Below are 15,724 nucleotides of genomic sequence, written 5' to 3'. Positions count from 1 at the left end.
GTCATGAGCAAGTGGGACGGAAAATCGAGAGGAACACTACTGGGTTATAAAATTTTTGTTTTTTGTATAAAGAAGTTAGGAATTAAAGCATCTTATTTTGTGCTTTACTTCGTAGCTTCTTACTATTTTCTATTTCTAAAGAAAAGTAATCAAGCAATTGGTTATTATTTCAAAAACAGATTAGGTTATTCGAACTTTAAAACCAAAATCGCTGTTTTTAAAAGTTATTTCACTTTTGGTCAAACAATTATCGATAAGACAGCTATTTCAGTTGGACTTCGTAATCGATTTACCTATGAATTTGATGGAATTGATGTGCTTAAAAATCTATTAGCCCAAAAAAAAGGTGGAGTTCTCATTAGTGCTCACATTGGAAACTTTGAAATAGCAGAACATTTTTTTGCAGACATTGACTTAGATTGTCAAATAAATTTGGTTACCACCGACTTAGAGCATACAATCATCAAAGATTATTTGGAAAGTATTGCTCAAAAATCTTCTATAAAATTTATATTTGTCAAAGAGGATATGTCGCATATCTTTGATATAAATAATGCTTTGGCTAATAATGAGTTAATTTGTTTCACCGGCGATCGCTATTTTCAAGGAACAAAATGTTTAACAGAAGAGATTCTTGGCAAAGAAGCAAATTTTCCGGCAGGACCATTTTTAATCGCATCTAGATTGAAAGTTCCTGTAGTTTTTGTTTATGTAATGAAAGAAAATAACCTGCATTATCACCTTTATGCCAGAGAAGCACACACAAAATACCGAGACGAAAAAGGATTGCTCAAAACATACATTGAAAGCGTGGAATCTATGCTAAAAAAGTATCCGTTGCAATGGTTCAATTATTTTGATTTTTGGGATGATATAAAAACTAACTAATTAATGATAGCTAATCAAATTTTATTTAGCTAAATACCAACATAAAGTATGGAAGAATTTGATTCAATCATTATTGGTTCAGGAGCCGGCGGTTTAACAACTGCTCTTTGTTTAGCTCGTTCCGGACAAAAAGTTTTAGTGTTAGAACAACACGATGTTCCCGGCGGATGGTGCCATAGTTTTACCTTAAATGGTCAACGTTTTAGCCCAGGAGTTCATTACATCGGCTTGTTGGCAGAAGGACAATCTACCAACCAACTCTATAAAAGTTTAGGCATTGCCAATGACCTTATATTTTTTAGAATGAATAAAAACGGTTATGATCATTGCTACTTTGGTGATTATCAATTTGATTATCCTGCAGGTATCGAAAACCTAAAAAATAAACTCGCTACTGAATTTCCTCACGAAGCAAAAAATATCAAAGAATACCTTTCTTTAATTGAAAAAGTCAATTATGAGCTTCAGCTGATTCCAAAATTAAAAGGACTTTGGCAAAAAATAACTGTTCCTTTTCGTACGAAACATTTTGGAAAATTTGCTTTATTTTCATTAAAGCGAGTAATTGGTTGGCACATCAAAGATCCATTAGTTAAAGCAATTTTAAATGCTCAATGTGGCGATCACGGACTTCCACCCAATCGAGCAAGTTTTCCGGTTCATTGTTCCGTGATGAATCATTATTTTGAAGGTGGTTATTATCCAATGGGTGGCGGTGGCGGAATCGTAAAAGCCATGACAACCAAAATTAAAAGTTTAGGAGGAGTGGTTAAAACACAACAAAAAGTTAGTAAGATTCTACTTGAAAACAAAAAAGCTATTGGGGTTGAAATGCTTGACGGAAAACGTATTTATGCTAAAAACATTATTTCAAATGCAGATCCTTCTATTACTTTTTTAAAACTTATTGGAAAAGATAATTGCAGCAAAAAATTAGTTAAAAGGCTCGAAAAAACTAAATACTCGGTAACTTCTTTAATTTTATTTTTAACATTAGATATTGATGTAACATTGTTTGGCATTGATTCCGGAAATATATGGAAATTTAAAAATGAAGATATTGATGGTCATTTTGATATTCTTACCAAAGGTAACATTACCGAAGGAGAAGAATTTCCTGCTTTGTTTATGAGTTGCACAACACTCAAAGATCCTGTTAGCTTTAACGGAAGATACCACAATTTTGAAATCGTTTCCTATGTTGATTTTGATAGTTTTAAGCAGTTTAACCAAGTTGATTATCACACACAAGAATATGAAGTGTTTAAAAATAAAATAATTGAAAAATTTTTAAATACGGTCGAAAAATTAATTCCTCCTGTTCGTCAACATATCGTTCAAGCCGAATTAGGAACTCCTAAAACAAACCAATTTTACATCAATAGCACCAGAGGAAATGTTTATGGAACTGAGAAAACCTTACGACAAATCGGCCCATTTGCCTATAAAAATCAAACAGAATTTGAAAATCTCTATTTGTGCGGAGCTAGTACTTTATCACACGGTGTGACAGGAGCAAGTTATTCAGGTTTGGAAGCCGCGGCCAGAATATTAAATTGCAAATCAACGGATTTTCTCATAGAAGATGAATCGCAAAAAATAACCATTTTTGATGCCGAAGATTCCTCCACTTGGAGCAATTTTGTTTTAGCCAAACGAGAAGATAAAATCAGAACTTTTAAAGAAGTAAAAATTTAATTTATTTGATTTAATTTTTTTAATATCTTTAAAAACCAACGAAAGGAACAATGAAGTAATGAAAAACGTTATTGTAATCTATTACACTCAATCCGGTCAATTAGAAAAAATTGCCCAAAATATAGCCAAACCACTCTTGAATGACGAAGAGATTTCGGTTACTTTTTATAACATTGAAATGGAAAAACCGTTTCCTTTTCCGTGGCAAAAAGCCGATTTTTTTGATGCTTTTCCTGAATCATTTTTGCAAATTCCGGCACCAATTCATCAACCTTCTCAGGAAATTTTAGGTAAAAAATATGATTTGGTTATTCTAGCGTATCAAGTTTGGTATTTAACACCTTCTATTCCAATTAATTCATTTTTAAAAAGTGATTTTGGTCAGCAAATTATCAAAAACACGCCTGTTGTTACAGTTATTGGAGCCCGAAATATGTGGATAATGGCTCAGGAAAAAATGAAAAATGTCCTCAAAAATGCTAATGCCAAATTAGTTGGTAATATTGCTTTAGTAGACAGACATATCAACCATATAAGTGTTATCACAATTGTACATTGGATGTTTACCGGCAAACAAACAAAATATTTAGGTTTTTTTCCAAAGCCTGGAGTGGCTGCAGATGAAATTTCTAATTCTTCAAAATTTGGCGAAATTATTTTAAAGCATTTAAAAACAAATCAGTTTGATACTTTACAAAATGAATTAGTTGCCAAAAATGCCGTAGAAATAAGACCTTTTTTGATTGAAATGGATAAAAAAGCCAACAAAATGTTCACTAAGTGGGCCAATTTTATCATAAAAAAAAGGAATTCAAGACCAACATGGTTAAAATTCTTTAACTTATATTTGTTTGTAGCAATATGGATAATTTCACCAATTGTATATATATTGCACCTTTTTTCAATTCCTTTTAAAACTAACCAAATAAAGAAAGAAAAAACTTACTACAAAGGAGTTTGATCTGACAACTGAATATATGTTTGAAGTTTACATAACAAAATCAGGGAAATTTTTGCCAAACAAAGCTGTTTCTAATGACGAAATGGAATCTTTTTTGGGTTTAATTAATAATTCCGCTTCAAAAGCAAGAAAAATAATTCTTCGTAAAAACGGAATTGTTTCAAGATATTATGCTTTAGATGAAAATAGTATTCCAACGCACACAAACGCAGAATTAACTAATTTAGCAATAGAAACACTGTATGATAATTCGTTTAAATCAACAGATGTAGAAGTGCTTTCTTGCGGAACATCTACTCCGGATAACTTATTGCCATCTCATGCGGCTATGGTTCACGGTTTAATGAAAAATAAATCTGTAGAATTAAATTCATCTTCAGGCGTATGTAATGCCGGTATGAATTCATTAAAGTTTGGTTTCCTTTCAGTTAAATCCGGAAATTCAAAAAATGCGGTTTGCACAGGTTCAGAAAGAGTTTCAACATGGTTACTTGCCGATAAATATGAAGCAGAAATTGTTCATGAACAAAGTATCGAAGAACATCCAATTTTAGCATTCAAAAAAGATTTTCTTCGTTGGATGTTATCCGATGGAGCTGCGGCATTCTTATTGGAAAATGAACCAAAAGGCGAAAATCCATTAAAAATTGAATGGATGGAAGCGTTTTCGTATGCTCATGAATTGGAAGCATGTATGTATGCTGGTGGCGATAAATTAGAAAATGGCGAAATCAAACCGTGGAGTGATTTTCATTCAAATGAATGGTTAGAACAATCGATTTTTGCCATCAAACAAGATGTAAAATTATTAGACAAATATATTTTGGAAAAAGGAGCAGAAAGTATGAAAGCTGCTTTAGACAAAAACAATATCAATCCGGATGAAATAACCTATTTTCTTCCACACGTTTCTTCGCATTATTTTGTAGATAAACTTGCAAAATCGTTAGCTGAAAGAGGAGTTGAAATTCCGATGGAAAAATGGTTTATGAATTTGAAAGATGTAGGAAATGTCGGCTCGGCTTCCATTTATTTGATGGTGGAAGAAATCATGAATTCCGGAAAATTGAAAAAAGGAGATAAATTATTGCTTTCAGTACCAGAAAGTGGTCGTTTTTCGTATGCTTATGCCTATTTAACTGTTTGCTAAATGAAAAATGCGGTTTTACCTATTTTAGATAAAAACTTTGTGGAAAATTTAATTCCACAAAAATTTCCATTTGTCATGGTGGATAAGCTAATTGATTTTAAGGAAAATGAAATTGTGGTGGGTTTGACAGTTCCTGAAAACAACATTTTTGTAAAAGATGCTGTTTTTCAAGAATCAGGTTTAATTGAACACATGGCTCAGTCAGTGGCATTATACACAGGATATCAGTTTTATTTGAAACAACAACCTGCTCCGGTGGGTTATATTGGTTCAATAAAAAGTATCGAAATCAATCAATTACCAAAATTAAATGAAGAAATCGAAACAATCGTAACGGTTCTACATGAATTTATGGGTGTCACTTTGGTAGATATTTCATCTAAATTAAACGGAGTTGAAATTGCCAAAGGTCAAATGAAAACTGTTTTAGCAAATTAAAGTATGCAGCCTCTGGAAAATTTAATCGAAATACAAAATTATCTTCCACATCGTGCTCCGATGTTAATGGTTGATTATATTGTTGAGTTTAATGAAGATGAGGTAATTACAGTTTTTGAAATTAAAAATGATAATCTTTTTGTGGAAAATTTATTTTTTTCAGAAATAGGATTAATTGAAAATGCGGCTCAAACCTGTTCATCAATAGTAGCAAAATCCTATTTTATTGATGATAATCACAATGAAAAAGAAGATGTTAGTGTAGTAGGTTTTATCAGCGGAATTAAAAAATTGCAAGTTTATTCTCTACCACAGGTTGGGAACACAATTCAGACCAAAGCTGCTTTAATTTCACGATTTGATGCCGACGAATACAAAATATGTAGTATGAAATGTACCACTTATTTTGAAGCCGAATTACTTTTTGAAGCCGAATTAAACCTCTTTATCCAGAAAACGAATTAATGAAAAAGGAAGAAGTACCTCAGGATAAGGGCAATTTGTCCAAAAATAACATCAAAGAATTGTGTTATGCAACCGATGAAAACGGCAATTATACCACTGCGTTAAGTACTGGTTGGGAGCCCAAAACCATCGCTTTGCAAAATTCGCTTCAAGATATAAACGAACGAATTGAAACGGCAAAACAAGATGTAAAAAATGGCATTTCGAGTCCAATTGTGTACTTCATGGAAGTGCATAAAATGGATTGGGTTGTTTTATCTTCTTATGTGGGAATGTGGATTTGGAGAATAAAAAGACACAGAAAACCATCCGTTTTTAAACGATTAAGTAATAAAGTCTTATCAAAATATGCCGAAGCTTTTGAGATTTCTGTCGAAGAGCTAAAAAACTTTAAAGGAGAATAATGGAAACAAATTTTATTCATCATCAATCCGCTCACTGCGAAAATGGTGTTGCTTCCAATCTCTTGAAGCATCAGGGAATTAATATTAGCGAACCAATGGTTTTTGGAATTGGTTCCGGAATCTTGTTTTTCTATCTTCCAATTTTAAAAGTCAATCATGCTCCGGCAATTAGTTATAGACCAATGCCCGGTTTTATTTTTAACAGAGCTGCAAAAAGACTCGGAATTAAAGTAAAACGCATTAAGTTTTCAAATGAAAAAAGTGCTCAAAATGCATTAGAAGAAAATTTAAAAAATAATATTCCTACCGGACTTCAAGTTGGGGTTTATAACTTAACTTATTTTCCTGACGAATATCGTTTTCATTTCAATGCTCATAATTTAGTGGTTTATGGCAAAAAGGACAATCACTTTTTAATTAGTGATCCTGTAATGGAAACGGTAACCACATTAACAGAAGCTGAACTGGAAAAAGTTCGTTTTGCCAAAGGTGCGTTAGCTCCAAAAGGACAAATGTATTATCCCATTCATATTCCGAAAGAAATTGATTGGGAGGGAGCAATTAAAAAAGGAATCAAAAATACGTGCCGTGAAATGTTGGCACCAATTCCAATTGTGGGTGTAAAAGGAATCCGAATGGTCGCCAGAAGTATACCGAAATGGGCCGATAAAAAAGGAAATAAAATAGCCAACCATTACCTTGCTCAAATGGTTCGCATGCAAGAAGAAATTGGCACAGGAGGTGGAGGCTTCCGATTTATTTATGCTGCATTTTTACAAGAAGCTGCCCCAATTCTAAAAAATGAAAAACTATATGAACTTTCCAAAGAAATGACCAGAATTGGGGATTTGTGGAGAGATTTTGCGGTGAACGCTTCCCGAGTTTATAAAAACAGAAGTAGTCAAACCGATGTTTACAACAGTCTTTCAAAAGAACTTTTGCACATTGCCGATTTAGAAGAGAATTTCTTTAAAACGCTCAAAAAAGCAATTTAGGCTTTCATGAAACAACCCATAATTCATATCGAACAACTTTTTAAAAAGTATAAAGATGCCGATGATTTTTCTATAAATAATCTAAATTTAGCTATTGAAGAAAAGGAGATCTTTGGATTATTGGGGCCAAATGGTGCAGGAAAAACAACGTTACTTTCTATTCTTTGCGGATTAATCAAACCTACTTCAGGGAAATTTTCCATCAACGAATTAACCTATCAAAAAAATGCAACAGAAATTAAAAAATTAATGGGCGTTGTTCCACAAGAATATGCCTTATATCCAACACTAACAGCAAGAGAAAATTTGTTATATTTTGGAAGTATGTATGGTTTGAAAGGAAAAGAATTAAAGTCAAAAGTGGAGCAATCGTTAGACCATTTAGGCTTATTGAAATTTGCCGATAAAAAAGTTGAAACGTTCTCCGGAGGGATGAAAAGACGAGTAAACCTAATTGCCGGAATTTTGCACAATCCGTTAATTTTATTTTTAGATGAACCAACCGTTGGAGTAGATGTTCAATCGAAAAATGTAATTATTGATTATTTGAAAGAACTCAATTCCAAAGGAACAACCATCATTTATACTTCTCATCATTTAGTGGAAGCTCAAGATTTCTGTACGCAAATTGCCATAATCGACCGAGGTAAAATTTTTGCTCAAGGAACACCAAAGCAATTGATTGCCGAAACAGAAAATGCTTCTAATTTAGAAGATGTTTTTATATCATTAACCGGAAAAGAACTTCGCGATGTTATATAAGTTTTTCATGTCGGTTTACAAAGAAATGCTTCTGCTCAAAAGAGATTTTGGTGGTTTGGTAATACTTTTTGTAATGCCACTAATTCTTATTATAACAATCACACTCATTCAAGATGGTACTTATAAATCGATGTCGGATGTAAAAATTCCTATTTTGTTGGTGGATAATGATAATGATACGATTTCAAAAACAGTTCGTCAAAACTTGAATGAAAGCGGTTCGTTTGAAGTGCTAACCCAATTAAACGGTAAAGATATTACGGAAGAAGTTGCTCAAGATGCTGTTTTTAAAGGGAAATATCAATTAGCAATTATAATTCCGGAAAAATTAAGTTCCGATTTGCAACTAAAAGTAAATCAAAATGTGGATCGAATTGTAAGCTCGTTTGGGCTAACCGATTCCATTTCTTCCGAAGTTGAAAATCAGAAAATAGAACCTAAAGAAATAAAATTATATTTTGATCCGGCAACGCAATTGTCGTTTAAAAATGGAGTGAAAAACGCCATTGACAAAATGATTTCTCAAATTGAAACGAGTTCCATTTATACCACTTTTCAAGAACAATTGGGCGAAGGCGACGAACCCGTTTTTGAACAGGAAAGTTTTATTTCCTTCAAAGAAATTGTGCCAACTATCGATAACAAAGAAATTTTACCTAACTCAGTTCAGCACAATGTGCCGGCTTGGACGTTGTTTGCCATTTTTTTCATCGTAGTACCGCTTTCCATCAATATTGTTAAAGAAAAAAGCCAAGGAACTCTTGTTCGTTTAATCACAAATCCTGTTCCTTATGCTGTGGTTATTGCAGGAAAAACAGCAACCTATTTAGTGATTTGTATGATTCAATTCTATTTGATGGTTGCTGTTGGAATTTATCTTTTTCCGCACATCGGCTTACCTGCTTTAGATGTGAGCGGGAAATTATTTTTAATGAGTATCGTAGCCATTTTTGCCGGATTAGCAGCGGTTGGTTTCGGAATTTTGTTGGGAACATTAGCCAAAACCCAAGAACAATCTGCACCATTTGGAGCAACTTCGGTGGTGATTTTAGCAGCGATGGGTGGTGTTTGGATTCCGGTTTTTGCCATGCCAAAAGTGATGCAATTCATCGCACACATTTCGCCAATGAATTGGGGATTGAATGCGTTTTATGATGTTTTGCTCAGAAATGGCGGTATTTTAGAAATTTTGCCTGAAATAAGTTTATTACTTTTGTTTTTTATAATCACAGTAACCATTGCAATCGCTTATGACAAAAAGAAAAGAGCAGTATGATGAAGCTTCGCAGTTAACCATTTCCAAAGATATCAGGGTGCGATTCAACGAAACTGATCCACTAGGAATTGTTTGGCACGGATATTATATCACTTATTTTGAAGATGGGAGAGAGGCCTTTGGTCGCGAACACGGAATTTCCTATCTCGATGTGCATAAATATGGTTTTACTACTCCAATTGTAAAATCGGTTTGTGAGCACAAACTTTCTTTACGTTACGGCGATGTTGCCAGAATTGAAACTACTATTGTTGACACTCCGGCAGCTAAAATGATTTTTAGATATAAAATTTTTGATGCCAATAATGAAATTGCCTGTACCGGCGAAACAATTCAGGTTTTTGTGGATGTAAACGGAAATTTATCACTTAATAATCCGCCATTTTATGAAGAATGGAAACGAAAAGTAGGGCTTTTAAAATAATTTTTAATGAACAATAAAAGTGTCTATATTACCCAAACTAATTGCATCACTCCGTTAGGTTTTGATGTGAATTCGAATTGGGATGCACTTCAAAAAGAAAAAAGTGGCATTCAACTCCACAAAAATGTTGGGAATTTAGAGCAGTTTTATGCTTCTATTGTTTCAACTTCTCAGTTAGATGAGGTTTTCAATAAAACTGTTTTTCCTTTTTCTGTTTCAGATAAAAAGTTTACCAAATTAGAAAAAATGTTGCTTTTGGCTTTATTGCCTTTGGTTGAAAAACATCAAATTTCTAAACGAACAGCTTTTGTTTTTTCAACGACAAAAGGAAATATTAGCTCGTTGGAATTAGAATCAAATCCGATGAAAGAAGCTCAATTAGCTTTCTTAGCCAAAAAAATAAGCTCATTATTTGGTTTTACAACAGAACCAATTGTGCTTTCAAATGCATGTGTTTCAGGAGTTTTGGCAATTGCAGTCGCTAAACGAATGATTCAAGTAGGTGTTTATGATGATGCTTTTGTTTTAGCAGGTGATGAGGTTACAGAATTTGTGTTATCCGGATTCAGTTCCTTTCAAGCCATGAGTGAATTGCCTTGCAAACCGTATGATTCAGAACGAAATGGAGTAACTTTAGGTGAAGCAACTGCGGCAGTTTATTTGACTTCGGATAAAGATAAAATTACTTCAAATGATATAAAAATTTGTGGAGATGGAGCAATAAACGATGCCAATCACATTTCTGGGCCATCAAGAACCGGCGAAGGATTGTTCAGAAGTATTGAAAGTGCTCTAACGGAAGCAAATATTAAAGCCGAAGAAATCGATTATATTTCCGCACACGGAACCGCTACTTTATACAACGATGAAATGGAAGCAATTGCATTCAATAGATTACATTTGCAAAACGTTCCGGTAAACAGCCTCAAAGGATTTTACGGTCACACGTTGGGAGCTTCCGGTTTGTTAGAAACAGTTATCGCAATAGAAAGTGCCAAGCGAAATCAATTGATTGTATCAAAAGGATTTCAGAATGACGGAACAACCCAATCTATTGCTGTGATTAAAGATAATAAAACGGCTGAAATCAATTGTTTTTTAAAAACTGCCTCTGGTTTTGGAGGGTGCAACACAGCAGTAATTTTTGAAAAGATAAACTAATTTGGAACGTAAATTTACCATAACAACTTCCTGCAAAATTGAAGCAAATGCAATTTTTATCAATGATGAAAAAGTATTTGAATCAGAGGTAGATTCATTTGCAGAATTTGCTAAGTCTGCTTATAAAAATTTCGGAATTAATTATCCAAAATTTTTTAAAATGGACAATTTGAGTAAATTAGCATTTTTAGCATCAGAAATGGTCTTAAATGAACAAATAGTTGCCGAATCAGAAAACAATATTGCTTTGGTTTTTGCTAACCAATCATCTAGTTTAGACACCGATGTAAAGTACCAGCATTCCATTGATGACAAGGGAAATTATTTTCCAAGTCCTGCCGTTTTTGTTTACACATTACCAAACATTTGTGTAGGAGAAATAAGTATTAAACATCAGTTGAAATCTGAAAATGCTTTTTTTGTTTTTGAAGAAAATAATGAAGTATTTTTGACGCAATATGCCAAATCACTTTTACAAAGTAAAAAAGCATCAAAAGTGCTTTGCGGATGGGTAGAATATTTTGAAGAAAAGTATTTAGCAAAACTATTTTTAGTAGAATAATAAAACAAAGAACAAATAATAATATGGAAGCATTAAAGCAAGAATTAAAAGCAAAAATTATTGCAGCATTAAATTTAGAACACATTTCTGTTGAAGAATTTGATGACAACGAAACATTATTTGGAGACGGAATTGGTTTAGATTCAATTGATGCTCTCGAATTAATCGTTTTGTTAGATAAAGATTACGGTATTAAATTAACTGATCCAAAAGAAGGAAAAACCATCTTTCAATCGGTTGAAACAATGGCTAATTATATCGCTGCAAATCGTACAAAATAAATAATTGTTAATGAATAAAAGAGTTGCAATAACCGGAATGGGAATCATTTCTTCAATAGGAAATTCTGTTGAAGAAAACTTTCAATCGTTAAAAAACGGTAAAACCGGAATTTCTACTATCGAAAATTTAGAAACAATTCACAAAGAGGTAATTATGGTGGGCGAAATTAAATTATCCAACCAACAATTAGCTCAAAAACTTAATTTGTCTGAAGACAACAATTTTTCACGAACAACTTTATTAGGAGCAATTGCTGTTTGCGAAGCTCTTGAAAATGCCAATATCAGCAATATAAACGATTGCCGTAGCGGATTTATTTCTGCCACAAGCGTTGGCGGAATGGATTTGAACGAAAAATATTTTTATGATTATTATCAAGATGAATCAGTCAGACGATTCCTCAATAGTCATGATGCCGGCGATTCTTCTCATCAAATAGCCGATTATATTGGTCTGAAAGGAATGGTAACAACTGTTAGTACTGCTTGTTCTTCTGCTGCCAACGCCATTATGTTAGGTTGCAGATTAATTCAATCCGGGCAATTAGACCGAGTGATTGTGGGCGGAACCGATGCTTTAGCGAAATTCACCATCAATGGATTTAAAACGTTGATGATTTTGTCTGATACGTATAACACACCTTTTGATAATGACCGAAAAGGTTTAAATCTGGGTGAAGCAGCCGCTTTTTTAGTGCTAGAATCCGATGAAATTGTACAAAAAAACAATAAAAAAGTATTGGCTTATGTCAGCGGTTTTGGCAATGCCAACGATGCTTTTCATCAAACTGCTTCATCAGAAAATGGTGAAGGAGCATTTTTAGCCATGCAAAAAGCATTCAAATTAGCAGATTTAAAACCGGAAGATATTGATTACATCAACGCTCACGGAACGGCAACACCCAACAACGACTTGTCTGAAGGAAGAGCCATTTTGAGAATGTTTACAGATAATGTGCCGGATTTTAGCTCCACAAAAGCATTTACAGGTCACACATTAGCAGCTGCTGCAGCAATCGAAGCAGTCTATAGTGTCTTGGCTTTACAGCATAATTTGGTTTTTCCGAATATGAATTTTAAAAAACCAATGGAAGAATTTAATTTGATTCCACAAACCACATTGAAAGAGAAATCGATCAATCATGTGCTGTCGAATTCGTTTGGTTTTGGAGGAAATTGTTCAACCGTTCTATTTTCTAAAAACAAATGAAAAAGAGTTATATCAATGGTGTAGGATGCATTTCGGCTCAAAAAGTAGTTGATTCCAATTTTTTATCAGAAATTGAAATCAATACAACAGAAACAGTGTTGAATGCAAAGCAACCTTCTTATACCGAAGTTATTTCGCCTTCTTTCATCAGAAGAATGGCAAAAGGTGTAAAAATGGGAATCTTTACATCCACGCAAGCCTTAAAAGAAGCAAATCTTGCTGTTCCCGATGCCATTATAACCGGAACCGGATTGGGTTGTTTGGAAGATTCTGAAAAATTTTTGAAAGCAATTTTAGATAATAACGAACAGTTTTTAACGCCAACTTCGTTCATACAATCTACTCACAATACTGTCGCAGGACAAATTGCTCTTGGGTTACAGTGCAAAGGATATAATTTTACGTATGTGAATGGAGCAGTTTCTTTTGAAACAGCATTGTTAGATGCTAAACTTCAAATTGAAACAGACGAAGCCAATTCGGTTTTAGTAGGCGGAATTGATGAAACGGCTCAACACAATATTGATGTACAACGTATTGCCGGAAAAATCAAAAAGCAAGAAGATGCACCGTTTTCAGTTTTAAATCCAACTTCTAAAGGAATGATTTTGAGCGAAGGAGCAAGTTTTTTTGTGCTTGAGAATCAGCAAAAGGAAAGTTCTTATGCAACGTTGGAAGCTATTTCCATCCTAAATTCATTGGAAGTTGATGAAGTTCAGGATTATGTAAAAACATTTTTAAGTGATAATAAAATCAATCCAAACGATATAGATTTAGTTGTACTTGGCAATAATGGTGATGTGGAATTTGATGTATATTTTAATCAAGTTAGCGATTTATTGAACACAACTCCTCAAGCTTATTACAAACATTTAAGTGGTGAATTTTACACTGCTTCGGGATTCGGACTTTGGATGGCACTGAATATGTTGAAATTGCAAACTATTCCTTCGGATGTCAAAATGAATTCTGCTGAAAAAGGAAATTATCAAACCGTTTTGCTTTACAATCAATACCGAGGAAAAGACCATAGTTTAACCTTACTCAAAAAATGCTAAAACATAAAAAAATAGTTCTTTTTTGTGTTACTGTTGTATTGGTTTTGTTTACTCTCACCTTTTTTACAGCAGTTCATTGGACATTTTTTTTGTTGCTTTTTTTAGTTTGGTTGGGATTAACCACGTGGGGATCGTTTGATATTCGTTTGAATTATTTTACCAAAGCGTATTCATCCAAACCAAATTCTACTTCAAAGGAAATTGCATTGACATTTGATGATGGTCCCCACGAAATGACCGAAAAAGTGCTTGATTTGCTAAATCAATTCGACGTGAAAGCCACATTTTTTTGCATTGGAAAACAAATCGAAAATAATCCCGAACTTTTTAAAAGAATTATCACCGATGGTCATTTAGTTGGAAATCACAGTTATTCTCATTCTGAAAATTTCGGATTTTTTTCTTCTCAAAAAGTATTAGATGAAATTACAAAAACAACTAAATTAGTTCATCAATTGTCAGGACTTAAAATGAATTTTTTTCGTCCACCGTTTGGTGTAACAAATCCGATGATTGCCAAAGCAATTTCTACATCAAAGCATCATGTTATTGGTTGGAATATCCGTTCGCTCGATACAGTTTATGAAAACGAAAACACTATTTTTGAACGAGTGAAAAGTAAAATTAAACCGGGCGGAATTATACTTTTGCACGATACTTCTCAAAAATCTGTCAATGTATTGGAACGGTTATTGCTATTTTTGAAATCAGAAAATTATTCCATCGTTTCTGTGGATAAACTTTTAAATCTTTCGGCTTATGAAAATTAAGATATTGCTTTTTGTTTTATGTATGAATTTCTCTGTTTTTGCTCAAGAACAGAAAATGTCTGCAACTGAAATTTCTTCATTTAAAAATTCTGTTGAAAAAGAAACAAAAACCATAAAATCATTAAAAACCGATTTTATTCAATATAAACACCTCAGTTTTTTATCAAAAGACATTGAAACTTCGGGTAAAATGTATTTTAAATCGCCTAGTTTATTGAATTGGCAATATACCAATCCGTATCAGTACAGTATTATTTTTAAAAATAATAAAGTTTACATCAACGATCAAGGAAAAAAAAGTAGCATTAATGCCGGAAACAGCAAAATGTTTGAAAAAATAAATAAATTGATTGTAGGAAGCGTGAGCGGAAACCTGTTTGACGACCAAGAATTTTCAATTGAATATGTCAAAAACAAAGAATTTTATATCACCAAATTAACTCCTAAAACGGCTACAATAAAAAAATATATCAAATTAGTGGAATTATATTTTCCAATTGGAGAGTCAACTGTTTCACAAGTAAGATTAATTGAACCATCGAACGATTTTACCAAAATTGTATTTAAAAATAAACAGCTAAATGCCAAATTTGATGATGCGGTTTTTAATCAGTAGTGGCTTATTCTTGCTTTTTGTTTCGTGCAAAACATATGAAATTCCCAACGCAACTAAGATAGAAAGTAGCCAAAAAAAAGTTCAAAACCTTTATTTTTCCGATTCTGAAAAAGATTATGTTTACAAAGCTAGCATTGATGTTTACGGAAAACAATTAGGCGGAATTTTTGTTGCAAAAAAAATAAATGACAGCATTCATCGAGCTGTTTTAACAACTGATTTTGGAAACACATTACTTGATTTTGAAGTTTCGGAAAATAGTTTTAAAGTGATTTATTGTGTGGATGAATTGAATAAGAAAATCGTATTGAACACATTAAAAGATGATTTTCGATTAGTATTCAGACAAAATTATTTTGTAGAAGAAGCTTTTGAAAATCAATCACATACAGTTTACAAAGTAAAAGACGGAAAGCGGTTTAATTATTTATCCGAAAATAAATCTGATCAAATGCTAACACAACTTATTCATACAACTAAAACAAAAGAAAAAGTTGTTATTCGCTTTGAAGGAAAAAACACTACTTTTGCCAAAAAAATTAACATTGAACATAAAAATATCAAGTTAAACATAGAATTAAATCAAATCACTAATTAAAATTATC

19 protein-coding genes are annotated in these 15,724 nt (G+C 32.9%); all 19 read left to right on the top strand.

Annotation, left to right across the window (positions count from 1 at the left end):
• The first annotated feature begins 3 nt into the window (after positions 1-3).
• From AC23MC_RS00960 to lolB2, 19 genes are read left to right on the top strand one after another with little or no spacing between them, the layout of a single operon-like run.
• Positions 4-888, top strand: a complete 885-nt coding sequence (locus AC23MC_RS00960) for a lysophospholipid acyltransferase family protein (protein ID WP_487566418.1) — start codon at positions 4-6, stop codon at positions 886-888.
• A gap of 48 nt (positions 889-936) precedes the next feature.
• Positions 937-2,586 (top strand): phytoene desaturase family protein, encoded by a 1,650-nt coding sequence (locus tag AC23MC_RS00955; protein WP_487566419.1) that lies wholly within the window; start codon positions 937-939, stop codon positions 2,584-2,586.
• Positions 2,587-2,644: 58 nt separating this feature from the next.
• Positions 2,645-3,547 (top strand): NADPH-dependent FMN reductase family protein, encoded by a 903-nt coding sequence (locus AC23MC_RS00950; protein WP_487566420.1) that lies wholly within the window; start codon positions 2,645-2,647, stop codon positions 3,545-3,547.
• 16 nt (positions 3,548-3,563) lie between these two features.
• Positions 3,564-4,697 carry a dialkylresorcinol biosynthesis protein DarB gene (gene darB, locus AC23MC_RS00945; RefSeq protein WP_487566421.1) on the top strand — a complete coding sequence of 378 codons (1,134 nt, stop codon included), beginning with the start codon at positions 3,564-3,566 and terminating at the stop codon, positions 4,695-4,697.
• A complete protein-coding gene (locus tag AC23MC_RS00940; RefSeq protein ID WP_487566422.1) occupies positions 4,698-5,135 on the top strand; it encodes a hotdog family protein in 438 nt (145 codons plus the stop codon).
• A 3-nt stretch (positions 5,136-5,138) separates the two neighbouring features.
• Entirely contained in the window at positions 5,139-5,600 is a 462-nt protein-coding gene (locus tag AC23MC_RS00935; protein ID WP_487566423.1) for a hotdog family protein, read from the top strand.
• A complete protein-coding gene (DarG, locus tag AC23MC_RS00930) occupies positions 5,600-6,004 on the top strand; it encodes a flexirubin biosynthesis protein DarG (protein ID WP_487566424.1) in 405 nt (134 codons plus the stop codon). The genes AC23MC_RS00935 and DarG overlap by 1 nt, the downstream gene beginning before the upstream one ends.
• A complete protein-coding gene (darH, locus tag AC23MC_RS00925) occupies positions 6,004-6,999 on the top strand; it encodes a BtrH-related acyltransferase DarH (protein WP_487566425.1) in 996 nt (331 codons plus the stop codon). Before DarG ends, darH begins: the two co-directional genes overlap by 1 nt.
• A 6-nt stretch (positions 7,000-7,005) precedes the next feature.
• Complete coding sequence (locus AC23MC_RS00920) at positions 7,006-7,761, top strand: ABC transporter ATP-binding protein (protein ID WP_487566426.1); 756 nt, start codon at positions 7,006-7,008, stop codon at positions 7,759-7,761.
• Complete coding sequence (locus tag AC23MC_RS00915; RefSeq protein ID WP_487566427.1) at positions 7,751-9,037, top strand: ABC transporter permease; 1,287 nt, start codon at positions 7,751-7,753, stop codon at positions 9,035-9,037. Before AC23MC_RS00920 ends, AC23MC_RS00915 begins: the two co-directional genes overlap by 11 nt.
• Complete coding sequence (locus tag AC23MC_RS00910) at positions 9,012-9,461, top strand: acyl-CoA thioesterase (RefSeq protein WP_248435443.1); 450 nt, start codon at positions 9,012-9,014, stop codon at positions 9,459-9,461. Before AC23MC_RS00915 ends, AC23MC_RS00910 begins: the two co-directional genes overlap by 26 nt.
• 6 nt (positions 9,462-9,467) lie before the next feature.
• A complete protein-coding gene (locus tag AC23MC_RS00905; RefSeq protein WP_487566428.1) occupies positions 9,468-10,622 on the top strand; it encodes a beta-ketoacyl synthase N-terminal-like domain-containing protein in 1,155 nt (384 codons plus the stop codon).
• Between the two features lies 1 nt (position 10,623).
• Positions 10,624-11,184 carry a 3-oxoacyl-ACP synthase gene (locus AC23MC_RS00900; RefSeq protein WP_487566429.1) on the top strand — a complete coding sequence of 187 codons (561 nt, stop codon included), beginning with the start codon at positions 10,624-10,626 and terminating at the stop codon, positions 11,182-11,184.
• The gene (locus tag AC23MC_RS00895; protein WP_291092231.1) at positions 11,184-11,465 is read left to right on the top strand and encodes a phosphopantetheine-binding protein; all 282 of its coding nucleotides are present in this window, start codon (positions 11,184-11,186) and stop codon (positions 11,463-11,465) included. The genes AC23MC_RS00900 and AC23MC_RS00895 overlap by 1 nt, the downstream gene beginning before the upstream one ends.
• 10 nt (positions 11,466-11,475) lie before the next feature.
• The gene (locus tag AC23MC_RS00890) at positions 11,476-12,675 is read left to right on the top strand and encodes a beta-ketoacyl-[acyl-carrier-protein] synthase family protein (RefSeq protein ID WP_487566430.1); all 1,200 of its coding nucleotides are present in this window, start codon (positions 11,476-11,478) and stop codon (positions 12,673-12,675) included.
• Positions 12,672-13,733 (top strand): beta-ketoacyl synthase N-terminal-like domain-containing protein, encoded by a 1,062-nt coding sequence (locus AC23MC_RS00885; RefSeq protein WP_487566431.1) that lies wholly within the window; start codon positions 12,672-12,674, stop codon positions 13,731-13,733. Before AC23MC_RS00890 ends, AC23MC_RS00885 begins: the two co-directional genes overlap by 4 nt.
• On the top strand, positions 13,727-14,503 hold the full coding sequence (locus AC23MC_RS00880) for a polysaccharide deacetylase family protein (protein WP_487566432.1): 777 nt from the start codon (positions 13,727-13,729) through the stop codon (positions 14,501-14,503). Before AC23MC_RS00885 ends, AC23MC_RS00880 begins: the two co-directional genes overlap by 7 nt.
• Entirely contained in the window at positions 14,493-15,119 is a 627-nt protein-coding gene (gene lolA2, locus AC23MC_RS00875) for a flexirubin biosynthesis/transport protein LolA2 (RefSeq protein WP_487566433.1), read from the top strand. Before AC23MC_RS00880 ends, lolA2 begins: the two co-directional genes overlap by 11 nt.
• On the top strand, positions 15,085-15,717 hold the full coding sequence (lolB2, locus tag AC23MC_RS00870) for a flexirubin biosynthesis protein LolB2 (RefSeq protein WP_487566434.1): 633 nt from the start codon (positions 15,085-15,087) through the stop codon (positions 15,715-15,717). Before lolA2 ends, lolB2 begins: the two co-directional genes overlap by 35 nt.
• The last annotated feature ends 7 nt before the right edge of the window (positions 15,718-15,724 follow it).

Source organism: Flavobacterium sp. T50_26 (assembly GCF_057652995.1).
This window is presented reverse-complemented; position numbering and strand designations above follow the sequence as displayed.